The sequence below is a fragment of the Desulfofundulus thermocisternus DSM 10259 genome (assembly GCF_000686645.1).
GTDB classification, from domain to species: Bacteria; Bacillota; Desulfotomaculia; order Desulfotomaculales; family Desulfovirgulaceae; genus Desulfofundulus; species Desulfofundulus australicus.
On sequence record NZ_JMLG01000003.1, the window covers coordinates 64240 to 87629 of the forward strand.

Sequence of the window (23390 nt, forward strand, 5' to 3'; positions counted from 1 at the left end):
CACCTTTCCTTATCAAACCCGGCCTATTTACGTGTTGCACGCCCCTTTTTCCCGGTCAGGCTAATTTTCGTCAGTTGCTCGAATGCTGCCAGCACTTTGCCAGCCAGAAAAATTACCTCATTGGCCCGGGAAATGGCTATGCGCTTTCCCGCCGCCTTGCCACCCACCGTAAAAGCTGCAATAAAGGCGGTAACTAGCATATTCAACAAGATCTGGTTGATACCCTTCCAGTGAAGCAGGATTTGCAGAACCAGGGCAATGCCCAGGGCACCGCTTACCGTCCCGGCAATATCACCTATAACATCATTGCATATATTGGCCACCCTGTCCGCATTCCGGATCAGGTAAACCCCTTCCCTCGCCCCCCGGACCCGTTTGGCCGCCCGGGCGTGGAAAGGGGATTCTTCAGCGGCAGCTACTGCCGTACCCACTATATCGGCCATTATGCCGATCAGTATAATTATAACTAAAAATAGAAAAGATAAAAAAAGACTTTTAACTTTACCCGATAATAACTCGGAAAGCCAAAAAAATAATATGGCCAGTAAAAAAGAGGCCGTACTTACCGCAAGTACGTACCGGCCTGAAACGGTAGATTTATTGTTTCCCAAATACAGTCACCCCATACGGTAATGGAAAAGAGAAAAGGTACCGCGGGACAAGTGACAGCAATACGGGTAAATGTTGTGGCTTGAGGTCCAGCAGGTTTTCCCAGGCAGCCACCGGCTGTCGCCAGGCCGGCGGTTCCCCCTTCGGGCTGCCTCCGGGACGTTGCCGTATCCGGGGCTGGATTACCACTTAGACCACACTGCAATCCCCGTACTGCCCCGGTATTCACCGGACAGCCTAGGAGTTTTCCTCGACAGGATGGCCTTTTTCTAGCCTCTTTTGCAGCAACGGTTTCAGTCCGCCGCTACCTCTCCCTGGGCCCATGGGGTTATAAGGTAACGGCTACCGGTGACATCCACCGCTGCCACTCAAGGCAGGCTACACTGCACGCAGCTTTCACCACGTGCAGGTTCACACCCCAAGCCATAGTACGGCATTTCAGCTTTCCCACGCACTTGGGTCTCCGCGGAGTAAGGGTCCACGCCCGCATGCCTTTGCGGCTCGCCCTCACTCCTTAACTCCCAGTACCAGCCCCCGACTGGGCGTCAGCAGCCAGCACCAGGAACTTCATCGATGTGCCCGCGACGGATTTTTAGGCCCGTCTTCAAAAAAGGCATACCTGACTAGGATACTGCGTCACTTATCCCATTTTTGTCTCTGGAATTGCATTATAACATAAGCCCGGAATCGAAAGCAAATGGAACTGCTAACCTCCAGGAGAATCCCCGGTTAACAATTGCCTGCCACCAACATATAAAACGCCCAAAGGTCATTTAAGCACTTGAAATCTCCATAAAACTCTAAAAATCCCGCGCAGCTACAAACCGGGCCAGCTCCCGTAAAAAACCGGCCCGTTCGTCAAACAGCTCAAGGGCGGCAAGAGCTTCCTCCACCGCTTCCTTCGCCCTGGCCCTGGCCATGTCCAGCCCGAACAAAGCAGGGTAGGTGGCCTTTTTATTTCTTTTATCGCTGCCCACGGGTTTGCCCAGCCTGACCGGATCACCCTCCACATCCAGGATGTCGTCCTGGATTTGAAAAGCCAGGCCCAGATTTTCAGCATAAGCAGTCAGGGCCTCCAGTTGCTTTTCCCCCGCACCGGCCAGAATGGCTCCTGCCCGTACGGATACCCGGTACAGCGCACCGGTTTTATGGCGGTGGATGTATTCCAGGGTGGCGGCATCTACAGTATCATCGGTAGCCAGGGTATCCACCACCTGCCCGCCGATAAGGCCGGGAGTGCCGGCAGCTACCGCTACTTCCCCGATAACCTGTATCACCCGCTCCACCGGGGCCAGCTGTTCCCGGGCATTCCGGGCAAGAAGAGCAAAGGCGTAGGTGAGCAGGGCATCTCCGGCCAGGATGGCTATCGCTTCGCCGAAAACACGATGACAGGTGGGCTTTCCCCGCCGGAAATCATCGTTGTCCATAGCCGGCAGGTCATCATGGATTAAAGAATAGGTGTGGATCAGCTCCAGGGCACAGGCCGCGGGCAACACTTTTACCGGGTCTCCACCCACCGTTTCAGCCGCCGCCAGGACCAGTACCGGTCTGAGCCGTTTACCCCCGGCAAAAAGGCTGTAGCGCATAGCCCGGTGAATTACCGGCGGGTACGCATCCTCCGGAGGTAAGAATTCATCCAGTGCCCGGTCCACCAGGGCTGCCCTGGCTTTCAGTTCGGCTAGAAAATCCAAAATATTACTCCTTCCTCTCGGAATTTAGCAGATCAACCAGACTGGGATCGTAATCTTTCAACACCGGCTCGCCTTTATCACCGGCGGTAAGGATGGAAATTCGTTCCTCCGCTTTCTCCAGCTCCTGATGGCAAAAGCGCGTCAGGGTAATCCCCTCCCCAAAAAGGGCCAGGGATTTTTCCAGGGGTAATTGTCCTTCTTCCAGTTCCCGTACCACTGCTTCCAGCCTGGCCAGCGCTTCTTCAAAGGTCAGTTTTTTCATGGCCATACCTCGCTTTTGTAGCCGGCATGCGGTGCTTTCCCGCTTTGCCGGACTATGGTTCGCAGGGAAACCTTTTCCGCAATGCCGGGCCATTCAAATAGTCGCATAACCGCCCCTGCCAGGTATCCAGTTCCTCCAGCCGGGCCTCGATTCTCTGTTTCACCTGCCACCAGCTCACTCCCCAGTTGGAGAAGAGCACCCGGTCGTAGGGTCCGCGGCCCACCAGGCGCTGAATGACAATATCGGGGTGCAGGTATTCCAGAAACGTTACCACCCGGTCCACATATTCTTCCAGGGGAATGATGCTAAACTCCCCGCGCTGGTACATTTCTCCCAGTACTGTATCCCGGACAACATAGAGGGAATGCAATTTTACATACTGGACCTGCAGGGCGGAAAGAATCTTGGCGTTTTCAATCACATCAACCGGATCATCCCAGGGCAGGTTGAGAATCAGGTGAACGCATATTTCCAGCTTCCTCTTCTTGATGCGCTGTACCGCGTCGATAAATTCGGCCAGGGTATGACCACGGTTCACCCGCAACAGCGAATGGTAGTTAACTGTTTGCAGTCCCAGCTCGATGTCCATGACCAGGTTTTTCTCCTGTCCTATCTCATCCAGGAAGTCCAGGTACCGGTCGGTAATACAGTCCGGACGCGTGGAAATAGAAATGCCCACCATATCTTCCCCTGCGGCAGCAGCCAGCACATATTTCTGGAAATTGTCAAAGGGCAGGTAAGTGTTGGTAAAAGATTGAAAGTAAGCAATGAATTTATCGGCCTTGTAGCGCCTGCGGAAAAAATCCCGGTTGGCGGCCAGCTGTTCTTCCACCGAAAGGGTGCTGGGCAGGCATTCAAAACCCGCTCCCTCTTCGTCGCAGAAAATGCAGCCGCCGGTACCGACAGTACCGTCCCGGTTGGGACAGGTCCCGGGGAGGTTAATGGGCAATTTGTAAACCTTGCCCCCGAATTTTTCCTTCAAAAAATCCGAATAGACCCGGTAACGGGGCCGGGTTGCGGGCATGGTTCATACCTCCTGGCCCTTATCTTACCACAAACATACGGCAGCGCAAAGACCTGTACGCCCGCAGGACAGGCCAATTGACAGGGTAAACGCCCCTGGTTATCGTATGAGTAAGGGGGGTGAAAATATGTCCCGGGTAGAGGAACTGGTACGGGCAATTGAAGAGCTTTCCCTGGAAGAACAAAAGCAATTATTTGATCAACTGGCGGATCTGCTGGACCTGCTGGGCTGGATCAAGCTAAACGAGGTAACGTTTTTTTAGCCAGGTAAATACGGCCGCAAAACCAGAAACCAAAAAGGCGGCAGTCTCCCCGGAGGGACATGGTCTCCAGCACCGGCGGCGGGGAACGACCGCCGCCCCGATAATCAGGCGGCGGTATCTAACGGCCAGCGGGCCCGCCTGTTACCGGCGGACCCGCCTGTCCTGAAATGCAGGAAGAATGTTCTTTATTTCATTCTTTCCTGGACAACGGCGACAGCAGAATCCTTCAACCGTCTGGCCTCGGAAACAATCCTTTCTTTTTCCTCCAGGATACTCCTGACGTAATCCCCGTCTTTAATCATGGGAATATTGATGTCGGCACTCAAAAGGACTGCATTGATGGCTGCTTCACACACATAGGCAGCCACGCCCGCGTCACTGATGGCCATCTTATTGCCAATCCTGGCCAGTCGCTCGGTAATCTGCAGGGCCTCCAGGAGGGTACGGGCCACCTCCATAGGAGTGTCAGTGGCCGTTTTCAAGGCCTTCTGCATCAGTTCGTCCCGCCTGGCTTTCTCCTCCTCAGTATTTTTGGGCATCCGGTAAACTTCCATGAACTTGCCGAAGGCGGCGATATCGGCTGCCACCAGTTTTTCCAGCTTATTCATGATAAAGTAAGCCGCACCGGTAATTTCCTTGACCTGGGGTTCCACGTCTGCAAACTTGGGCTTGCCCACGGTAAGGTTTCCCACCATGGCCGTCATGGCCACCCCCAGAGCACCCACCATAGCAGAAACGCTGCCCCCGCCGGGAGTGGGAGCATCCGATGCCGCCACTGCCAGGATCTTGCGGAAAGAGGAATCAAAAATTTCACTCATCCGGAACACCTCCTTAAATTTTCCCCTGCAGCCTGATGGCCTTTAACACGTTCTTTTGAATTAATACCGTGGTCAGGCTGCCCACACCGCCGGGCACAGGAGTAATGGCCCCGGCTACTTCCTTGGCGTTTTCAAAGTCCACGTCACCGCAAATGCCGCCCTCCACCTGGTTGATACCCGCGTCAACCACTACAGCACCGGGTTTGATCATGTCGGCCTTGATCATCCTGGGCTTGCCGACAGCAGCAATAAGGATATCGGCCTGGCGGGTATGGTAGGCCAGATCAGCGGTTTTGGTATGGCAAACGGTTACGGTGGCATTCTGGTTGAGCATCATAAAGATGAGAGGTTTGCCGACCGTTTCGCCACGGCCTACTATGACAGCATTTTTCCCCTTGATCTCGATGCCGCTGCGGAGCATGATTTCAATGCAGCTCTGGGGGGTGGCGGGGAACAAGCCATCCCCACCGCTTAAGATGTAACCGCGGTTAATGGGATGGACGCCGTCCACGTCCTTTTTCGGTGATACAGCCTCCAGCACCCGCTGCTTGTTTATGTGCTTGGGCAGGGGCAGTTCAATCATAATCCCGTGCACACTGTCGTCCTTGTTCAAACGGTCGATGAGGGCCAGGATTTCTTCCTCGGGCACATTGCCGGGCAGGGTGAAAAGCTCGAAATCAATGCCCACATTGGAACAGGATTTTTCCTTGGACCGGGCATAAACCACGGATGCCGGATCGTCACCGGCCAGGACCACGGCCAGCTTGGGAACTATACCCTGCTCCCTCAAGCGGGCCACTTCAGCCTTCACTTCTTCCCTGATTTCTGCCGCTACCTTTTTCCCATCAATAAGTGTCGCTGCCATATTTGGCCTCCCCCTTTTACATTTTCTCTGTTAAAAATAACCTGGTATGGAAACCTGGTTATTACCTGCCATTTACAACCTGTTTTCAGGAGCCTTCCCGGGACGCAAAAATTACCGGCTCCTTAATCAGTTTCCTGCTCCATAACAGCTTCCTCAACCTTACAACTCAGCCGGCCGCGGTGCAGCTCCACCTTTACCCTGTCCCCGGGTTTAACCTCCCCGGCCTGCCGCACCACCATACCCGTGTCCAACCGGGTACAGATGCTGTACCCCCGGGCAAGGGTGGCCAGCGGGCTCAGGGCCTGCAGGCGGCCCGACAGCAGGGCCAGGCGGCTTTGCTGGTGCTGGCGGTACTGCTCCATGGCCCGGGTCAAGCGGCGGTACAAATCATCCACCACCTGCCCCCGGGAGCCGCAGAGAATATCCACCGGGAAACGGAACACCCTGCTCCGGCAGCAGCTATCCAGCCTCGTCCGGTAGAATTGCAATTTTTCCCGCACGGCCCGCAGCAGGCGCCCTTCCAGAACCCCGAGATAGCGGGCCATTTCCTCCCGGACCGGAACCACCATTTCCGCCGCTGCCGAGGGAGTAGGAGCCCGTACATCTGCCACCCAGTCGGCAATGGTAAAATCGGTTTCATGACCGACTGCGGAAACCACCGGTATGGTAGAAGCAAAAATGCTCCGGGCCACCACTTCGGTGTTGAAAGCCCATAACTCTTCCAGGGATCCGCCCCCGCGGCCCACAATAATTACATCACAGGCCTCCATACGGTTCAGCCAGTACAGGGCCCGGGCTATCTCCCGGGGAGCGCTTTCCCCCTGTACCTGCACGGGGACAAACACGATCTGCAACCCCGGCCAGCGTCGCCGGATAATTCTGACCATATCCCGCAGTACCGCCCCCGTGGGAGAGGTGACAATGCCAATGCGGCGCGGTAACAGGGGCAGCTTTTTTTTATGCTCCCGGGCAAAAAGGCCTTCCTTTTCCAGCCTGTGCTTTAACTGTTCAAAGGCCAGGTAAAGGGCACCCGTGCCTTCCGGTTCTATTTCTTCCACATACAACTGGTAGGTACCGTCCCGGGGATATACGGAAACATAACCCCGCACCCGTACGGACATCCCGTCTTCCGGGGTAAAAAGGAGGCGACGCCCCCGGGAACGGAACATCACCGCTTTAATGGTGCTGAATTCATCCTTCAGGGTAAAGTACAGGTGTCCGCTGGCCGCCTGTTTAAAGTTGGAAATCTCCCCTTTTACCCAGAGGTTCAGCAAGAGCGGATCGTTATCAAGGAGGTTTTTGATATGACCATTTAGTTCGCTTACAGTAAATACCCTGAGCATTCAGCCTGTGCTTCCCCATTTATTTTTTGCAGCGGCGGCCACCCCACAGTCAGCAACGGCTGCCGGATAGACCGCCGCTATCGTCAAATATTCATGCTTTCTTCTTCATCAGGTAATCATGGATGGAACGGGCTGCAACCCGTCCCGCTCCCATGGCCAGGATGACGGTGGCAGCACCGGTTACCACATCGCCGCCGGCAAACACGCCGGGCTTGGAAGTGGCCCCGGTTTGCGGGTCGGCCACAATGTTGCCTTTTTTACCCAGCTCCAGGCCCCGGGTGGTCCTGGGTACCAGCGGGTTGGGCGCCTGGCCGATGGCCACCACCACCGTGTCCACTTCCATAACAAACTCGGAACCGGGAATGGGCACAGGCCGCCGCCGGCCGGACTCGTCGGGTTCACCCAGCTCGTAGCGCAGGCACTCCATGCCCTTCACCCACCCGTTCTCGTCGGCCAGGATGCGCACGGGGTTTGTTAAAAAGGCAAACTTGATTCCTTCTTCCTTGGCATGCTCCACTTCCTCGTGACGGGCAGGAAGCTCCTTTTCCGAGCGCCGGTAAACAATCCAGGATTCCTCCGCTCCCAGCCTCAGGGCGGTCCGCGCCGCATCCATGGCCACATTGCCGCCGCCAATTACGGCTACTTTTCTGCCCACTTTAATGGGTGTATCCCACTCGGGGAAGAGATAGGCCTTCATTAAATTTGTTCTGGTGAGAAATTCATTGGCGGAATAAACACCGCAGGAGTTTTCCCCCGGAATGTTCATGAAATACGGCAGCCCGGCACCGGTACCGATGAATACGGCATCAAAACCCTCTTCCTCCATCAAATCGTCCACGGTGGCAAACTTGCCCACCACCGCATTGGTTACAATTTCTACTCCCAGTTTTTTCAGGTTTTCTATTTCTGCCTGCACCACCCGCTTGGGCAGACGGAACTCGGGAATGCCGTACATGAGCACCCCACCGGCAACGTGGAGAGCTTCGAAAATGGTTACCCTGTGACCGAGCTTGGCCAGGTCAGCGGCACAGGTAAGGCCGGCCGGGCCGGAACCAACCACCGCCACCTTAAAACCAGTGGGCGGGGCCACTTCCTGGGGCTGTACACCCCGGGCCAGCTCCCAGTCGGCACAGAAACGTTCCAGCCGCCCGATACCAACGGGCTCGTGTTTCTTACCCAGGGTGCAGTATTTTTCGCACTGGTTTTCCTGCGGGCAAACCCGGCCGCAAACGGCGGGAAGAGCATTTTTTTCCTTAATCTTTTTAATGGCGCCCGCAAAATCCCGCTGGGCTACCAGCCTGATAAAAGCAGGAATATCCACTTCCACCGGGCAGCCCTGCCGGCAGGGCTCCTTTTTACATTGCAGGCAGCGTTTGGCCTCCGCCACCGCTGTTTCCTCGTCATAACCCAGGGCCACTTCATTGAAATTCCGGATCCGCTCAAGAGGGTCCTGGGAAGGCATGGGGTGCTTCCTGGGGATTATTTCCTTCTTCTCGGCCATTATTTGCCACCTCCACATCCGCACTGGCATGTATGGCGCTCAAGTGCCCGCTGTTCTTCTGCCCGGAAGGTGGCCGAACGACGAGCCAGTTCAGCAAAATCCACCTGATGGCCATCGAATTCCGGGCCATCCACACAAACAAACCTGGTCTGGCCACCCACGGTTACCCGGCAGCAACCACACATCCCCGTACCATCCACCATCAGCGCATTCAGACTGACAATGGTTTTAATTCCGTAATCTCTGGTGACATCGCAGCAGGCCCGCATCATGGGCTGGGGACCGATGGCCAGTACCAGGTTGATGTTATCCTTACCCCGATCCTCAATTACCTCTTTCAAAACATCGGTAACAAAGCCCTTGCGCACATAGGAACCGTCATCGGTGGTCACAAAAAGCTCGCTGGATACTTCCCGCATACGGTCCTCCCAGAAAAGGAGATCCCTGGTCCGCGCACCGATGATGCTGATCACATGGTTACCCGCTTCTTTCAACGCCCGGGCAATGGGAAATACCGGGGCTATCCCCACACCGCCGCCAACACATATGACCGTGCCGAAATTCTCAATGTGGGAAGGGGTTCCCAGCGGTCCTACGAAATCCCTGATATAATCTCCCGCTTCCAGTGTTCCCAATTGCCTGGTGGTTTTGCCAACTTCCTGGAATACAATGGTAATGGTGCCCTTTTCCCGATCAAAGTCCGCAATGGTCAGGGGAATACGTTCACCCTCTTCATGAATGCGTAAAATAACAAACTGACCCGGCTGACATCTCCTGGCCACCCTGGGCGCCTCAATAATCATCTGCTTGATCACAGGAGAAAAGACCTGTTTATCCAAAATCTTGAACATTAATAAGCCTCCCCCTCCCTCTGCTATTCATATTATTTATAAAAACGCTATGAAACAATTATCTAATAATTCTCGCTGGGGCGTTAAATTCCTGCTGCCTGCTGTTATTTATGAACAAATCTTAAAATAATTAAAAAGGGGATTTAACCCCCTTCTTGCACCGGATAAAAAGCCGCCGGATCCTTTACCACGCGGCCCAGGATGCCGTTAACAAAACGACTGGAATCAGTACCCCCAAATGTTTTGGCCAGTTCCACCGCCTCATTTACCGCCACACTACCGGGTATGTCCTCGCGGAAAAATATTTCATAAAGCGCCAGGCGCATAATATTCCGGTCCACCGCCGCCATACGGTACAGGGGCCAGTCCTGGCTCAAACGGGAAATAATCAGGTCGAACTCTTTCAGGTGGGCCAGGGTGCCGGTAACCAGTTCACGAGCAAAAAGCATATCCCTTGAGCTCAAGGAAGCCGGTTTGTTATTTTCCTTCGTATCGTCAGTAACCGGAAATGCCATCTTTTGTAAGTAATCAAGTGCTTCTTCAGGGTCAATCCGGGCCACGTCCACCTGGTAGAGAACCTGTAGCGCTGCTTCCCTGGCCTGCCTCCTGCCCATAAACTACCTCCTGTTATCTGAAGTTTATCTCTCCTGAAACAACCGGGAAAATATCTCCTTAAAGTTTACCCTTTCATCCAGATGTTTACCGATATAGTACCCGGCAACCACACAGGCGCTTACAAATACAGCCTTTAACAGGCCATAGGTAATGGCAAACCAGCCAAAGGCAAGGCCCAGGATGATACCCGTAATCTTACCTTTATGTTTCCTCCACAGTTCCACAAGGGCATATGCATCCATCTGGTAACACCCCATTTATTCCACCCGGGGTTTACGGGCGGATATACTTCTAACCGTAAAGGCAACATCCTGCACCGTCACCCCGGTAACCTCCAGCACCCGTTTCTTTACCTCTTCCTGCACCACGGCGGCAGTTGCGGGAATATTTATATCCGGGGTAACCGCCACCCGGATACCGATACGGATGCCCTCTTTACCCGGGTAAACCCTGGCCGTAGCCTCACGTATCCCATTTTGTGCCAGGGCCACCTTTTCCACCAGGTCCTGGATGGCAGTTAGCGCAACGCGCACCTGTCCCAGGGCTGCCTCATGAACCACCGCCTGGCGGCGGCGCGGGCGCACCCCCACCCAGAAAAGACGGGCACCGGCTAAAATTGACAGCCCCAGGAAAGTGAAGGCAACTTCCGGCCGCCCGGCGACCGTGCCCAGCCAGCTCAAGATCCGGTAGGGAGGGATAAAACCGGCTGCGACAGCGGCAGCCCAGGCCAGGGCAACTGTTATAACAAAAGTATAGATAACCAGCAGGCCGCGGTCAAAGGGCCCCATCAAAGGCGCAACCTCCCACGCTTATATTTCCCTCATTTGCCGGAACTAATTGCCCGGCTACCCCCGCAATCAACGGTACTTTCCCAATGCATACTCCTGGGTACGCCAGCTGCCTTCCTTCAAAAATATACCCTCCCCCGGCTAACCGGGTGGCGCTTTGACCCATTTGAAACCCTAACGTACCCGGTGTTCCTCCTCTTTACCTTCCTGGCTGAAGGCCACTCCCTGGACATTGACATTGATTTCCACTACCGTTAAACCGGTCATGGCCTCTATGGCTCTCTTGACATTCTCCTGAATCTGCAGGGCTACATCAGGAATGCGGGTGCCGTAATTGACAATAACATACAGATCTACCGCCGCTTCCTTTTCGCCCACTTCCACCTTGACGCCTTTGGACAGGTTCTTCCGGCCCAGCATCTCGGCTATACCGCCAACCACCCCACCGCTCATTCCAGCTACGCCTGGAACCTCAGTGGCGGCCAGGCCGGCAATAATCCGTACCACCTCATCGGCAATGCGGATCGAACCCAATCCGGTCTGTTCTTCCCGTACCACAACTTCCTTATTCTCCACAGCTTTGTACCCCCTCCATTTGTCACATTTTACCCTGGTCACCCCATTATATCAAAATAAAAAGGCCATCCGCAACCAGTTAACCCATCAGAATACGGCGCTGAATGAAATTGGTATAAATTTCACCCCGGCGGAAAAAGGCGTTATGCAGCACCCGCTGGTGGAAAGGAATGGTGGTCTTGATTCCCTCGATGACGAACTCGCCCAGGGCCCGCTGCATCCGGGCAATAGCCTCTTCCCGGTCCTGGCCCCAGGCAACCAGCTTGGCAATCAGGGAATCGTAATGAGGAGGCACCTTCCACCCGGGATAGGCCGCACTGTCCAGGCGGATCCCCGGGCCCCCGGGAGGCAGGTAAGCAGTAATTACCCCCGGGGAAGGAGCAAAATTGCGGGCGGGGTCCTCAGCGTTAATCCGGCACTCAATGGCCCAGCCCCGGATCTGAATGTCTTCCTGGTTATAACCCAGGGGTTCTCCTGCTGCCAGGCGTATCTGTTCCTTAATCAGGTCTATGCCGGTAACCATCTCGGTAACCGGGTGCTCCACCTGAATCCGGGTATTCATCTCGATGAAGTAAAAGTTCTGGTGTTTATCCAGCAGAAACTCCACTGTTCCGGCGCTATAGTAACCCACTGCCCGGGCGGCTTTTATTGCCATTTCGCCCATCTTCTGACGCAATTCCGGGGTTAAAGCCGTGGAGGGGGATTCTTCGATCATCTTCTGGTTGCGTCGCTGGATGGAGCAGTCCCGTTCTCCCAAATGAACGATGTGGCCGTACCTGTCGCCCAGGATCTGAAATTCAATATGACGGGGCTCCTCCACATACTTTTCCACGTAAACCTGGGCGTTGCCAAAGGCCGCCTGGGCCTCCGCCTGGGCCATCTGGACCGCCTGGATTAAATCCTCGGGTTCATGGGCCACCCGCATACCCCGGCCGCCACCACCGGCAGATGCCTTAACCAGCACCGGATAGCCTATTTTTTCAGCCACTTCAAGGGCTTCCCGGACATCCCGGAGCACACCGGGGGAGCCGGGTACGACCGGCACCCCGGCTTTTAAAACCGTTTCCCTGGCCACAGCCTTGGCCCCCATCTTTTCCATGGCGGAAGCCGGTGGCCCGATAAAAGTCAAACCGCAACTCTCGCAAATCTCCGCAAACCCGGCGTTTTCTGCCAGGAAACCATAACCGGGATGAATGGCATCCGCCCCGGAAACCATGGCCGTGCTGATGATATTGGTGATGTTGAGATAGCTCCTGGATGCCGGGGCCGGGCCTATGCAATAAGCCTCATCGGCCATGCGCACCGGCAGGCTATCGCGGTCAGCTTCGGAGTATACCAGAACAGTTTTTATACCCATTTCCCGGCAGGCCCGGATGATTCTCAAAGCAATTTCTCCCCGGTTGGCGATCAGTATTTTTTTAAACATATCTGCTCCCTACCCATCTACTTTTCCCGAATCAAGAACAGCTCCTGCCCGTACTCCACCGGTTGACCATTTTCCACCAGAATATCCACAATCTCACCGGACACTTCCGATTCAATTTCATTCATCAATTTCATGGCTTCAATAATACATAAAGTCTGGCCTTTCGTCACCTGATCCCCGACCTGGACAAAAGGCGGCGCATCCGGAGCCGGGGCCCGGTAAAAAGTTCCCACCATGGGCGACCTGATAACGGTAAGACCGGAAGTATCCACATTCTTCTCCGGCTCCGGTGCCGGCGGCGCCGCCGCTTCCCTGGCCTGTACTGGTACAGGGGGTGCTTCCTTTTCCGGTGCCGGTATAATTCCCTGGGCACCGGCTTTCCGTATGGCCACCCTTACCCCTGCACTCTCCAGAGACAGCTCGGCAATATCCGTCTGGTCAATTAGTTTAATCAGCTCCTTGATTTCCTGCAAGTTCATGGTACCATCCTCCTTGCGACCGGTTTTGGGACCCTGGTTGCCGTTAACCGGCACGGCAGGATCTGCGGACCGGTTACGGTTCTCAAAATATTTTCTTGCCACCTGGGGAAACAGGGCATAGGAAATGAAATCTTCTTCCGACCTGGCCAGGTCCTTAATCTCTTCCCTTATTTTATCCATTTTGGGTTCCAGCAAGTCGGCGGGGCGGCAGGTTATGGGTTTTTTATCCCCCAGTATCTTTCTCGCCACCTCCGGATCCACCGGCGCCGGCGGCCGGCCGTAGTGCCCTTCAACATACGCACGAACCTCACCGGGGATCAGCTTATAGCGTTCCCCGGTAAGAACGTTCAGCACGGCCTGGGTACCCACAATCTGGCTGGTGGGAGTAACCAGGGGCGGGTAGCCCAGTTCTGCCCTTACCCGCGGAATTTCTTCCAGCACCTCGGGCAGGCGGTGGAGGGCTTTTTGCTCCTCCAGCTGGGTAACCAGGTTGGAAATCATCCCGCCGGGCACCTGATGCTCGAAAACCCGCATATCGTTGATACGGGTCACCCCGCGCTCGTACCCCAGTGACTTGCGCAGGTCCTCAAAGTAAGCAGCAATTTCAAACAGCAGGTGGAGATCCAGGCCCGTATCATACGGCGTGCCCTGCAGCGCCCGCACCACCGTTTCTACCGGAGGCTGAGATGAACCAAAGGCCAGGGGTACGGAGGCGGTATCCACCACATCCACCCCCGCCTCGGCAGCCTTGAGGTAGGCCCCCAGGGCCAGGCCGCCGATGTAGTGACTGTGCAGCTGCACGGGAAGGCCGACCCGCTCTTTAATCAGTTTAACCAGTTCATAAGCTTTATATGGCGTAAGCAGCCCGGCCATATCCTTTATGCAGATGGAATGGGCACCCATCTGGGCCAGGCTGACTGCCGTCTCCACGTAATGTTCGGTGGTGTGCACCGGACTGATGGTATAAACCACCGCCGCCTGGATATGTGCCCCCGTTCTTGAAGCCACACGCATGGGTGCTTCAAAGTTGCGCAGGTCGTTTAAGGCATCGAAAATGCGGATGATATCAATACCATTTTCCACCATCTTATTGATAAAGGCTTCGACCACGTCGTCGGGATAGTGCTGGTATCCCACCAGGGACTGCCCGCGCAAAAGCATTTGTAAAGGGGTGCGTTTGATGTATTTTTTCAAGGTGCGCAAGCGCTCCCAGGGGTCTTCATTCAGGTAACGCATGCACACGTCAAAAGTGGCCCCGCCCCATACTTCAAGGGAATGATAGCCCACCGCATCCAGTTTTTCCAGGATGGGCAGCATATCTTTGGTGCGCATCCGGGTAGCCCAAAGACTCTGGTGACCATCGCGCAGGGTAGTATCGGTGATCTTTAAACCCATGGAAACCTCCCCCAGAAACATGGCTATACAAAAAATACTCAGGTTGCTTGAAAACAACCTGAACTTGCGGTTTTTTTATTTAACTGGTTTGATGTTATTATATTTAAATTTTTAGTTTCCGGAAATAGGGTTTACACAAGTATACAATATATTTAACAACTGGACATCTGAATATTCTGATAAATAAACCAATAACCCCCTTCTCAAAGAGGGGGTCCTAAATCTTGGAAGATACCGCACAGATAAACCCGCCATCTTCACGACCTGCCGCAACGGCAGCACGTTCTACCTGCCAGGCCGCTTCCTCCTGCTCATAATCAAAACCGGGCGGAGTGAAAAGGACCGCCCGGGCACGAACCCCGGCACCCGGCATGGCCCGGCGCAGTTCACTCAGGTTATACAGCCGGGCCCGGTTAAAAACACTACCCGGGTCCCGGCGCGCCTTCTCCCTGTAATAACGGCCCCAGCTGCTGTCCCCGCCAATCAACCCCACCACCAGCCTGCCCCCGGGCCTGAGAACCCGGTAAGCCTCCTGCAGAGCCGCCTCCAGTTCCGGTACAAACTCCAGGGCGGAAACGGAAATAACGCCGTCGAAACTGTTATCCGGGAAAGGCAGCTGCATGGCGTCACCCCAAACAAATTCCACCGGCAGCCCCTCGGCCCGGGCCCTGGCGCGGGCCTTTTCCAGCATGGCCGTGGAAATATCCAGGCCCGTCACCAGCAATTTCCTCCGGGCCAGTTCCAGGGAATAGTTACCCGTCCCGCAACCCACATCCAGAACGCTCATTCCCGGGCGCGGCTCCAGGTAGCCCAGCACCGCCTCCTTTTCCACCCGGTCCACAAAACGACCTGCGGGAGTCAGGTACCATTCATCGTAAGTTCCGGCCTTATCGTCAAAAAGCTGCCTCACCGGTACACCCCCACACACCGGCCACCGCCGGGATCAGCAGTATCCTCTCTGGGCGGTCCCGCCCGGGAAAAGATTTTCCGGCATAAAAGCCGGAATCAGTTTATAGACAAGGTATTTCTGGAATGTGCCCTGGTTTTAATCGTCGCTCCCGGTCGTTTCGCTGGCCGGGCCAGGCCGGGCGGAAATGTTTAATAAGTCCTTTTAATTCGCCCCTTCTTCCTCTTTGCGCACTGCCTTCCTGTAGGGGCAGCGTTCCTGGAGATCTTTTTCCTGCAGGCCGCACTCCCAGTAAGTCTGGCCCAGGCTGACACGCCTGTATTTGCACCAGCTGCAAAAAGTATGGGTAATCTGCTCCATGGTCATATCTTTTGCTTTTAACATCTCCCTACCCCCCTCTCCTGACAGTTAATAACACGTTCCTTCATTTCCGGGAACGGGGAGCGGCCCCGCCGCAACCGGTATCTGTTTTTGTGATCGTACCCGTATGACCTTTACTTAAATAATTTTACGTATAAGATAAAACTCCTGCTCCCTTCGCCCATTGTCATCCCGGTAGACTCTGGCCTTAAAAAGCCCCGGGGACCCGCCCGGGGCAGAATTGAAACACGTTTTTAGATCAGGAACCTGGTACCGGAATGATTACCACATCCTGTTCCGCCACCCCTGTCCCTCTGGATACCAGTTCAGCAATGCGGGTAGCCTCCTCAGCGGAGATACTGCTGGCCTGGATTACCACGGTAGCACCCCGGCCATCCAGGGATACGGCAGCATCTCCAAACCCCCTGGCCCGGAGCAAATTCTCCACCTCTGCTTCCCGGGCCAGACTCTGGCTGATAACCAGCAGCCGTTCCTGAGCAGTTTTCCGGGTTTCAGGTGCTGCCTGGGGATTGTTGATGATTTCCCGCAGCAGTTCCAGCTGCTGCCCCCTTGTCCGTTCCCGATCCAGGCGGTATTCCACAAAGAAGGCTGTACCCCGGCTGGAAGCATCCGCAACCCGCGGACCGGAACCGGGTGAGGTTTTATCCGCCATCCCCTGTTCGGCAGTGATATTCCCGGCAGATACCGGTGCCCCTTCATCCTGCCGTTTAAAAGGCTCCGGGGCACCGTGCCAGCCCAGAACAAGCAAAGTCAGCCCCAGCAATCCCATCAGGAGGGCCAGGAGGGTTCGTTTCTGAATCAGGATGGTGCGCATCAAATTTTCCCCCTTTCCCTTGGTAAGACCAGAATTTTTTGCGGCTCAACACCCAGGGCCACCTGCACGGCCTCGAAGAGCCGGGCCTTCACCAGGGGATCCCCGGCCCCGTCGGCCACCACCAGCACCCCGGCCACGCGGGCAGCAATTTCCTGTTCCACCACCGGCACCTCACCCTGCCCGGAGCGAATTAAAACCAGCTGGTCGCTGCCGGTATCTTCACTGGTGACCCTGGTTCCACCCGCCTGGTCTTTTTCCTCGGTGGTTTTGCGCCCGGTGGTGGTGTTTACGGCATACTCCTCCCGGCTGGAACTGGCCAGGCGTACAGTTACCTTCACCTCTCCAGCCCCTTCCACCTGGGCAAGCATTTCCCTCAGCTTTGCTTCAAGGGCTGCTTCCTGGCGCGCCATGGTGGAGCCATCCCCCTGTTTGGCCGGGCTTTCCTGTACTGCCCGGTTGTTCTCCTCACCTGCGGGCACCCCATCCTTCCCCGGTGGACTGATGCTCCCCAGAACAAGAAGGAGAACTCCCAGGGCAACCAGTCCTCCCAGCAATCCAAGCTGACGGCGTGTTATTTTCGGCGGAAGATCCCCCTCCTTCCGGTTACCCAGAAACTTCCTCCAGGCTTCCCAGATAGACATTTTTACCAGCCCCCCTTAAATCAACTCACCCATTGCACCTTGACCTGATCAGGTGAAAGGTTATAGAAATCGGCCACCACCCTGGTCAGCCGGGCTGCAGCTTTTTCCGCTTCCGGCCCCGGTTTTGCGTTTACCTCTCCCTGAACCGGCTGTGCCCGCTCCCCGACATCAATGGTTACCGGTTCCACCAGTTGCTCACCCCGACCGGAACCCTGTTCCTGAATACGGGGGCGGGCTGCAGCCAGCAACAGAAAAACTTCCCGGATCTGCCCGTAATGCCTGTCCCCGGGATCCGTATAAATTTCCACCCGGGCCTTTACCACCTGAACCTCGCTGTTCAAACCCGCCAGGGCAACAATCTGGCGGGAAAGGCCCTGGCGGTACTCCTCCAGAGCTTTTTGCTCCTGTCCGTCTTTCAAACGCTGCCCCGCGGCCAGAATCTCTTTCAGGTCCGGAACCCCCGACGGGGCAGCATTTATAGCCGGCTCCAGGTGGCGCTGCCAGTCCCCCCGGACTATCCCTCCTATGGCCTGCAAAACTACCACGATAATCAGTAACCCCATGACCATTTTTACGTAGCGCCGCATGTCGCTGGCCGGCAGCAGCATTTCCAGAAAAACTGCCAGAACCACGATAACGATCAGGTTCTGAACAAGCTGGCGGATAAGCTCCACACCATCCCTCCCCCCTAGCGCAGCATGACGGTCAGGTTACCCACCCCCACCATAATGGCAATGGCGAAGAAGAAGAGCAGGCCCACCGTAGCCACAGTGGCGAAAATGAGAATTATGTTATTACCCAGGTCCGAAAGGCAGGAAACCACCTGGGAATCGTCCACCGGTTGAATTAAAGCAGCAGCCAGTTTATAGATAAAGGCCAGGGAAATGAGCTTGACCAGCGGCAGGGTCATGATCATCACCACCGCCACCACTCCGGCAATACCCACAGCATTTTTAATTAACAGGGATGAGCTGATCACCGCTTCCAGGGCATCGGAAAACATCCCTCCCACCACAGGAATAAAGGCATCGATGGAAAACTTGGCCGTGCGCAGGATTACCCCGTCGCCTACAGCCCCTGCCACTCCCTGGACGGCCAGCAGGCCCAGAAAAACTGTCCCCATTATTCCCAGAATCCCGACGGCAGCACCCCGCAACAGGCCCGCCAGGCCGGAAACCTTAAAGCGGGGGGAAAGGTGGCTGACCAGCCCCAGTACCGCCGAAAAGAATACCAGGGGTAAAACCAGGTTTTTGATCAGGGTCCCAATTAAGGTGATACTGACCAGAATTACGGGATGGAAGATGGCTGCCGTAGCCACCCCGCCCAGTGCCACCAGCAGGGTAAGCAGGACAGGCATCAGGGCCTGCATGAAGGTAACCATCTTGTCCACCACTTCCCTGCCCGTCTGCACCGCCAGGGCAAAAGAACCTATGGCAATGGTAACCAGCACCAGGTAGGTAACCATATGGGTCAGCTGGCCGGTAGTCCCCCGGTCAAAGGCGGTGGAGAAATTTTGCAGTACCACGCATATAACAGCCAGAACCACCAGTTTACCCAGGAGGGCGGAGTTGGCCACCACTTCACGAAACAGATAGGAAAGCAGGTTTTTTAAAATCTCCCCGGGGCTTAAATCAAGTTCCCCATTGACCAGTTTTATAACCATTTCTTTAAAATGGAATCCGGGCAGGGCTTCCTTAATTTCGGCATCCAGGGTGTTGATATAATCCTCCACCCCGCTGAGATCGGGTGACGTGAGGGCCGGCTCCAGGGAAGGAGCACTTCCGGCCGGGCTTTCCGGCAGGGCCAGGGCGGCAGCGGGACAGAGCACCAAAAACATGCAGAGCACCATTAACGAGAAGGGCCGGAGCATCCCCATCACCTCAGGGTACGAGTTTCAGGAGGGACTGGAGTACGGCAATCATTATGGGTACCGCCAGGACAAGGATGAGAACTTTGGCGGCAAATTCTATTTTGGAAGCCACCGCTCCCTCCCCCGCATCCCGGCAAATCTGGGCCCCGAAATCAGCAATGTAGGCGATGGCCACGATTTTAAGAATCGTCCCCAGATAAACCATGTTTAAATTGGCCCGGGAAGCAAGATCCCTGAGCACATCAATCACCGAGCCAATCTTACCCAGAACCAGCATGAAAAGGATGATTCCCGTGGCAATGCTCAAGAGCATGGCCATTTCCGGTTTATTGTGCCGGATGGTAACCGCCAGCACTGCCGCCACTATCCCCAGGCCGACAATCTGCATAATCTCCACGGGCGCCACTCCTTTAAAACAGCTTGAACACCGACCTCACCTGGTCAAAGAACCCCCCCAGCAGCTGTACCACCCAGATGAGCACAATCCCGAGCCCGCCCAGGGTAGCAATAACGGCGTAATCTTCTTTACCGGAATTTTTCAGGACGTAATGGGCCACACCGACCAGAATTCCTATACCGATAATTTTAAAAATCAGGTTGATATCATAACCCATGGCAGCTCCCCCTTTTCAGTACAGCATCAAAATCAGGGCCAGCCCGCCGAGAAAGCCCAGATAGTTCCAGAGCTTAACGTAGCGGGAAGCCTTTTCCTCGGCCTGCGCCATTTCCCTGCCCAGCTGTTCCATGGCCAGGCGCAGGTGCTTGCTCTGATCCTCCATGCTGGAAATGCCCAGGGCGGGTCCCAGCTGGCGAAGAACAGCCAGATCGGAAGGGGCCAGGGCACTGGTGGGGTAAAAAGCCTTCAGCGCTTCCTCCCAGGCTTCACGTGCCGTGCAGCCTGCCGGTGACATGAGCTCTTCCCGGGCCCGGTTGAACAGCAAAGCCACCCGCGGGCCCGCCCGCTCCGCCACCCGGCCCAGCGCTTCGGGGAGCGGGGTGGCAGTGTAGGTAATCTCCGTTTCCAGCATCTTTAAGGCAGCCTGCAGGCTGCGCAGTTCCTGCGGCCTGCGGGCATAATAACCGGCCATGGTTACCCCCATCCCGCCACCGGCCAGGAGAATTAACACACAGCCCAGGATTTTCAGCATCACCTCACCCCCAGTGAACGCATGGTCCGGCCGTCCAGGATGTCCTCCACCGTCCCCACGCCCCGGGAACGGCCCAGAAGGACAAAACGCTGAATTACCTTTAGCTTAAAAAGATGCTGCAGGGCCGGACGAACGGCCAGTTCAGCCAGGGAAGCACCGTGTACAGTAACCAGTACCCTTACCCCAGCATGGAACACTTCTTCCAGGGCAGCTATATCTTCTTCCCTTCCAATTTCATCGGTAGCGATCACCTGGGGAGCCATGGAGCGCAGGAGCATGATCATGCCCTCCGCCTTGGGACAGCCGTCCAGTACATCGGTGCGCACCCCCACGTCCCGCTGGGGCACCCCCCGGTAACAGCCGGCCAGCTCGGAACGCTCGTCGATCACCCCCACTGTAAGACCGGGAAGATCCAGCTCGGGTACACCGTTGCTCAGCTGGCGGATGATATCCCGCAGCATGGTGGTCTTCCCGCAGCGGGGAGGGGAAAAAATCAGGGTATGGTAGATGCTTTTTACCTGCCGGTCAATCAGGTAGGGCAAAAGGGGGGTGGCCAGACCCGGCACTTCGCGGGAAATGCGAATATTGAGGGAGCTGATATACTTCAAGGTCCTCACCCGGCCCCCTTCCATTACCGCGCGCCCGGTGAGGCCGACCCGGTGCCCCCCGGGCAGGGTAATGTAACCACTGCGCAACTCCTCCTCCAGGGCATAGAGGGATGACCCGGTAATAAGCTGAAGGGTACGCTCCAGATCACCGGCGCTCACCCGGTAGGCCTGTTCAGGATCGCTCACCAGGTTGCCCTCCGGGCTGAGAAATGCATCCCGGTGAATCAGCCCGAGAGCCAGGGGGCGCCCCTGGCGCAGGCGAATTTCTTCCAGCTGTTCCAGGATCTCCGGAGGCAGCCTGGTAATCAGGTTGCGCAGCTGAACGGGCAGCACCGTTAATACTTCCTCCACGGGCCGGGTTTGCGCCGGCCTGACCGGGCGAAGCAGGGGTGTACCGATCATGGTTGTCCCTCCCTTCCTGGTTCATAAATATTTGGAGGGACAAGTTTTTATACCCCAAAAAATTGTCAAAAAAAGACCCCTCACCACAGGTGAAGGGTCTTTAGTCAGCTATTGCATATCCGGTTGCCTGACTTATTCCAGCTCGTAGGGCCAGGCCTGCAGGCCGCCTTCCAGGAATTTAACGTCCTTGAAGCCGGCGCCGGTTAAAATGCGCATGGCTTCATATGCCCGCACCCCCAGGGCGCAAAGGGTAACGATCTCCTTGTCCCTGGGTATTTCCTCAATGCGGCGGCGCAGATCGCCCAGGGTCACCAGCATTACCCGCTCGTCCTCAATATGCCGGTACGCGTACTGTTCCGGGGTGCGCACATCCAGGAGGACAAAATCATCTCCCCGCTCCAGCTTTTCCATAAGCTCCCGGGCGCTGATGGTCCTGGCCAGGCCATCCGCCTTGTTCCGGGCAATGTTGGCCCCGTGCTGAACCGGGTCAATGGGAGTATTGAAGGGCGGGGCGTAACCCAGATCCACATCGAACAGGTCGTCCACCGAAGCCCCAAAATACAGGGCCGTGGCCACCACATCTATACGCTTGATGACGTCGCCCCCGCCAATGGCCTGGGCACCCAGTAACTTGCGGCTCTTCTTATCCACCACCAGTTTTATGAGCAGGTTGTCATGACCGGGGTAGTAATGGGTGCGGTCATGGGTGGCGTTGAGGGCGGTGAGCACATCATATCCCAGCTCCCGGGCCTGCTGCTCGCCCAGGCCGGTACGGCCCACATTCCAGCCCGATACCTTCAGCACGGAGGTACCCAGCACGCCCTTGAACCTGCTCTTCCTGCCGGCCAGGTTGTCACCGGCCACCCGCCCCTGGCGGTTGGCCGTGGAAGCCAGAGGGATGTATACCTTCCGCCCGGAAACCAGGTGCAGGTTTTCCACGCAGTCCCCCACAGCATAGATATCCGGGTCGCTGGTCTGCAGGTATTCGTTTACCGCAATGGCTCCCGTTTCCCCAATGGTAAGGCCGGCAGCCCTGGCCAGTTCCACGTTGGGCCTTACGCCCACGGCCACAATCACCATCTGGGCATCCAGGGTGCCGCCATCGGTCACCACCCGGCAGACCCGCCCCTCTTCATCACCTTCCAGGCGCATTACTTTCCTGCCCAGGTGGAACTCCACGCCTTCCTCTTCCAGGCGGAAAGCCAGTACCGCTGCCAGGTCGGGGTCGAGCACGCCGGGCAGGATCTGCTCTTTGAGTTCCACCACCGACACGAAGATCTTCCGCCTGAGCAGGGCCTCCATTGCCTCCATACCTATCAGCCCCGCCCCCACAATTACCGCCTCGTTTACCCCATCCAGCTGCTCCACAATTTTCCTGGCGTCATCGGGATGGTTAAGCCGGTGAACGCCTTTTAAATCCAGGCCGGGGATAGGAGGAACAAACGGGGTGGAACCGGTGGCCAGCACCAGCTTGTCATAGGGGATGGTACCGGTTTCCCCGGTATCCAGGTTTACAATGGTCACTTCTTTTTTCTGCCGGTCGATGGACCTGGCTTCCGTACGGGTGAGCACTTTCACCCCTTTTTCGTTCATGAAGTAATGCTCGTCCCTGATTACGCCATACGATGTAGCGAATAACTGGTTAAAGTCCTTGACCTGACCGCCGACATAAAAAGGCATACCACAGCCGGCATAAGAAATAAGGCGGCCCCGCTCGATAATGGTGATCTCAGCATCCGGCATGAGCCTCCGGGCCCGTGCTGCTACTTTAGGGCCTGCAGCCACACCACCAATAATTACTATCCTGCACATGGTACTACCGCCTCCCTTGAAATCTCTGGCCTATTGTAAACCCGGTCAGGCTTGAAGTCAAGGGGGGTATCCGCGTGCATTTCACCCGGAATATAAAAAAAGTTTCGGCATCACCGAAACCTCAAGCTGTCGACAAAGTACTCCTGGTGTGTGCCCCGGTTTTACTCGTCGCTCCCGGTCGTTTCGCTGGCCGGGCCTTTTGGCCCCGGCTCCGGTCTTCGGCGGGTACCGGCCACATTCACACATCCTGTGTTCAGGTGGCCTCCGCGGACATCCTGTCCGCGGCACGGGCCTGGCCCGGC

Annotated in this window: 27 protein-coding genes; 1 reads left to right on the top strand and 26 read right to left on the bottom strand. The window is 56.0% G+C overall.

Annotated elements, in window-relative coordinates:
• Window positions 1–23: 23 nt before the first annotated feature.
• The 4 genes from BR83_RS0104335 to BR83_RS0104350 form a co-directional block, all read right to left on the bottom strand.
• A complete protein-coding gene (locus BR83_RS0104335) occupies window positions 24–443 on the bottom strand; it encodes a hypothetical protein (RefSeq protein ID WP_322786308.1) in 420 nt (139 codons plus the stop codon).
• A gap of 966 nt (window positions 444–1409) precedes the next feature.
• Window positions 1410–2300, bottom strand: a complete 891-nt coding sequence (locus BR83_RS0104340) for a polyprenyl synthetase family protein (RefSeq protein WP_027356043.1) — start codon at window positions 2298–2300, stop codon at window positions 1410–1412.
• Between the two features lie 4 nt (window positions 2301–2304).
• Window positions 2305–2568: an exodeoxyribonuclease VII small subunit gene (gene xseB / locus BR83_RS0104345; protein WP_027356044.1), complete on the bottom strand. Its 264-nt coding sequence runs from the start codon at window positions 2566–2568 to the stop codon at window positions 2305–2307.
• Between the two features lie 46 nt (window positions 2569–2614).
• Entirely contained in the window at window positions 2615–3586 is a 972-nt protein-coding gene (locus BR83_RS0104350; RefSeq protein ID WP_027356045.1) for a tRNA modification radical SAM protein MnmL/YtqA, read from the bottom strand.
• 127 nt (window positions 3587–3713) lie between these two features.
• Here BR83_RS0104350 and BR83_RS17735 point away from each other — a divergent pair, with 127 nt between their 5' ends.
• Window positions 3714–3848: a hypothetical protein gene (locus BR83_RS17735; protein WP_259497953.1), complete on the top strand. Its 135-nt coding sequence runs from the start codon at window positions 3714–3716 to the stop codon at window positions 3846–3848.
• A gap of 185 nt (window positions 3849–4033) precedes the next feature.
• Here the strand turns inward: BR83_RS17735 and BR83_RS0104360 are convergent, their stop codons facing one another.
• From BR83_RS0104360 to BR83_RS0104480, 22 genes are all read right to left on the bottom strand, one after another.
• On the bottom strand, window positions 4034–4666 hold the full coding sequence (locus tag BR83_RS0104360; protein WP_027356046.1) for a cyclodeaminase/cyclohydrolase family protein: 633 nt from the start codon (window positions 4664–4666) through the stop codon (window positions 4034–4036).
• Window positions 4667–4679: 13 nt separating this feature from the next.
• Window positions 4680–5531, bottom strand: a complete 852-nt coding sequence (locus BR83_RS0104365) for a bifunctional 5,10-methylenetetrahydrofolate dehydrogenase/5,10-methenyltetrahydrofolate cyclohydrolase (protein WP_027356047.1) — start codon at window positions 5529–5531, stop codon at window positions 4680–4682.
• A 122-nt stretch (window positions 5532–5653) separates the two neighbouring features.
• Window positions 5654–6874, bottom strand: coding sequence for an exodeoxyribonuclease VII large subunit (xseA, locus tag BR83_RS0104370; RefSeq protein ID WP_027356048.1), 1221 nt, complete (start codon window positions 6872–6874; stop codon window positions 5654–5656).
• A gap of 91 nt (window positions 6875–6965) precedes the next feature.
• Complete coding sequence (gene gltA / locus BR83_RS0104375) at window positions 6966–8375, bottom strand: NADPH-dependent glutamate synthase (protein ID WP_027356049.1); 1410 nt, start codon at window positions 8373–8375, stop codon at window positions 6966–6968.
• Complete coding sequence (locus BR83_RS0104380; RefSeq protein ID WP_027356050.1) at window positions 8375–9226, bottom strand: sulfide/dihydroorotate dehydrogenase-like FAD/NAD-binding protein; 852 nt, start codon at window positions 9224–9226, stop codon at window positions 8375–8377. The genes gltA and BR83_RS0104380 overlap by 1 nt, the downstream gene beginning before the upstream one ends.
• Window positions 9227–9369: 143 nt before the next feature.
• On the bottom strand, window positions 9370–9840 hold the full coding sequence (nusB, locus tag BR83_RS0104385) for a transcription antitermination factor NusB (RefSeq protein WP_027356051.1): 471 nt from the start codon (window positions 9838–9840) through the stop codon (window positions 9370–9372).
• Window positions 9841–9864: 24 nt separating this feature from the next.
• Window positions 9865–10083 carry a DUF2273 domain-containing protein gene (locus tag BR83_RS0104390; protein WP_027356052.1) on the bottom strand — a complete coding sequence of 73 codons (219 nt, stop codon included), beginning with the start codon at window positions 10081–10083 and terminating at the stop codon, window positions 9865–9867.
• A gap of 15 nt (window positions 10084–10098) precedes the next feature.
• A complete protein-coding gene (amaP, locus tag BR83_RS0104395) occupies window positions 10099–10629 on the bottom strand; it encodes an alkaline shock response membrane anchor protein AmaP (RefSeq protein WP_027356053.1) in 531 nt (176 codons plus the stop codon).
• A 174-nt stretch (window positions 10630–10803) separates the two neighbouring features.
• A complete protein-coding gene (locus tag BR83_RS0104405) occupies window positions 10804–11205 on the bottom strand; it encodes an Asp23/Gls24 family envelope stress response protein (protein ID WP_051617881.1) in 402 nt (133 codons plus the stop codon).
• 79 nt (window positions 11206–11284) lie between these two features.
• The gene (gene accC, locus BR83_RS0104410) at window positions 11285–12631 is read right to left on the bottom strand and encodes an acetyl-CoA carboxylase biotin carboxylase subunit (RefSeq protein ID WP_027356056.1); all 1347 of its coding nucleotides are present in this window, start codon (window positions 12629–12631) and stop codon (window positions 11285–11287) included.
• Window positions 12632–12648: 17 nt separating this feature from the next.
• Window positions 12649–14505 carry an acetyl-CoA carboxylase biotin carboxyl carrier protein gene (gene accB / locus BR83_RS0104415; protein ID WP_027356057.1) on the bottom strand — a complete coding sequence of 619 codons (1857 nt, stop codon included), beginning with the start codon at window positions 14503–14505 and terminating at the stop codon, window positions 12649–12651.
• Between the two features lie 217 nt (window positions 14506–14722).
• Window positions 14723–15415 carry a class I SAM-dependent methyltransferase gene (locus BR83_RS0104425; RefSeq protein ID WP_027356058.1) on the bottom strand — a complete coding sequence of 231 codons (693 nt, stop codon included), beginning with the start codon at window positions 15413–15415 and terminating at the stop codon, window positions 14723–14725.
• A 201-nt stretch (window positions 15416–15616) separates the two neighbouring features.
• Entirely contained in the window at window positions 15617–15796 is a 180-nt protein-coding gene (locus tag BR83_RS0104430) for a hypothetical protein (protein ID WP_027356059.1), read from the bottom strand.
• Between the two features lie 235 nt (window positions 15797–16031).
• Window positions 16032–16607, bottom strand: coding sequence for a SpoIIIAH-like family protein (locus BR83_RS0104435; protein ID WP_051617883.1), 576 nt, complete (start codon window positions 16605–16607; stop codon window positions 16032–16034).
• A complete protein-coding gene (locus BR83_RS17380) occupies window positions 16607–17248 on the bottom strand; it encodes a hypothetical protein (RefSeq protein ID WP_027356061.1) in 642 nt (213 codons plus the stop codon). The genes BR83_RS0104435 and BR83_RS17380 overlap by 1 nt, the downstream gene beginning before the upstream one ends.
• 20 nt (window positions 17249–17268) lie before the next feature.
• Window positions 17269–17922, bottom strand: a complete 654-nt coding sequence (gene spoIIIAF / locus BR83_RS0104445; protein ID WP_027356062.1) for a stage III sporulation protein AF — start codon at window positions 17920–17922, stop codon at window positions 17269–17271.
• Between the two features lie 14 nt (window positions 17923–17936).
• Window positions 17937–19118, bottom strand: coding sequence for a stage III sporulation protein AE (gene spoIIIAE / locus BR83_RS0104450; protein WP_027356063.1), 1182 nt, complete (start codon window positions 19116–19118; stop codon window positions 17937–17939).
• 10 nt (window positions 19119–19128) lie between these two features.
• Entirely contained in the window at window positions 19129–19515 is a 387-nt protein-coding gene (spoIIIAD, locus tag BR83_RS0104455; protein ID WP_027356064.1) for a stage III sporulation protein AD, read from the bottom strand.
• 13 nt (window positions 19516–19528) lie between these two features.
• The gene (gene spoIIIAC / locus BR83_RS0104460) at window positions 19529–19732 is read right to left on the bottom strand and encodes a stage III sporulation protein AC (RefSeq protein WP_027356065.1); all 204 of its coding nucleotides are present in this window, start codon (window positions 19730–19732) and stop codon (window positions 19529–19531) included.
• A 15-nt stretch (window positions 19733–19747) separates the two neighbouring features.
• On the bottom strand, window positions 19748–20266 hold the full coding sequence (gene spoIIIAB, locus BR83_RS0104465) for a stage III sporulation protein SpoIIIAB (protein ID WP_027356066.1): 519 nt from the start codon (window positions 20264–20266) through the stop codon (window positions 19748–19750).
• Window positions 20266–21276, bottom strand: a complete 1011-nt coding sequence (gene spoIIIAA, locus BR83_RS0104470; RefSeq protein ID WP_051617887.1) for a stage III sporulation protein AA — start codon at window positions 21274–21276, stop codon at window positions 20266–20268. The genes spoIIIAB and spoIIIAA overlap by 1 nt, the downstream gene beginning before the upstream one ends.
• Window positions 21277–21408: 132 nt before the next feature.
• A complete protein-coding gene (locus BR83_RS0104480) occupies window positions 21409–23088 on the bottom strand; it encodes an FAD-dependent oxidoreductase (protein WP_027356068.1) in 1680 nt (559 codons plus the stop codon).
• Window positions 23089–23390: the final 302 nt, after the last annotated feature.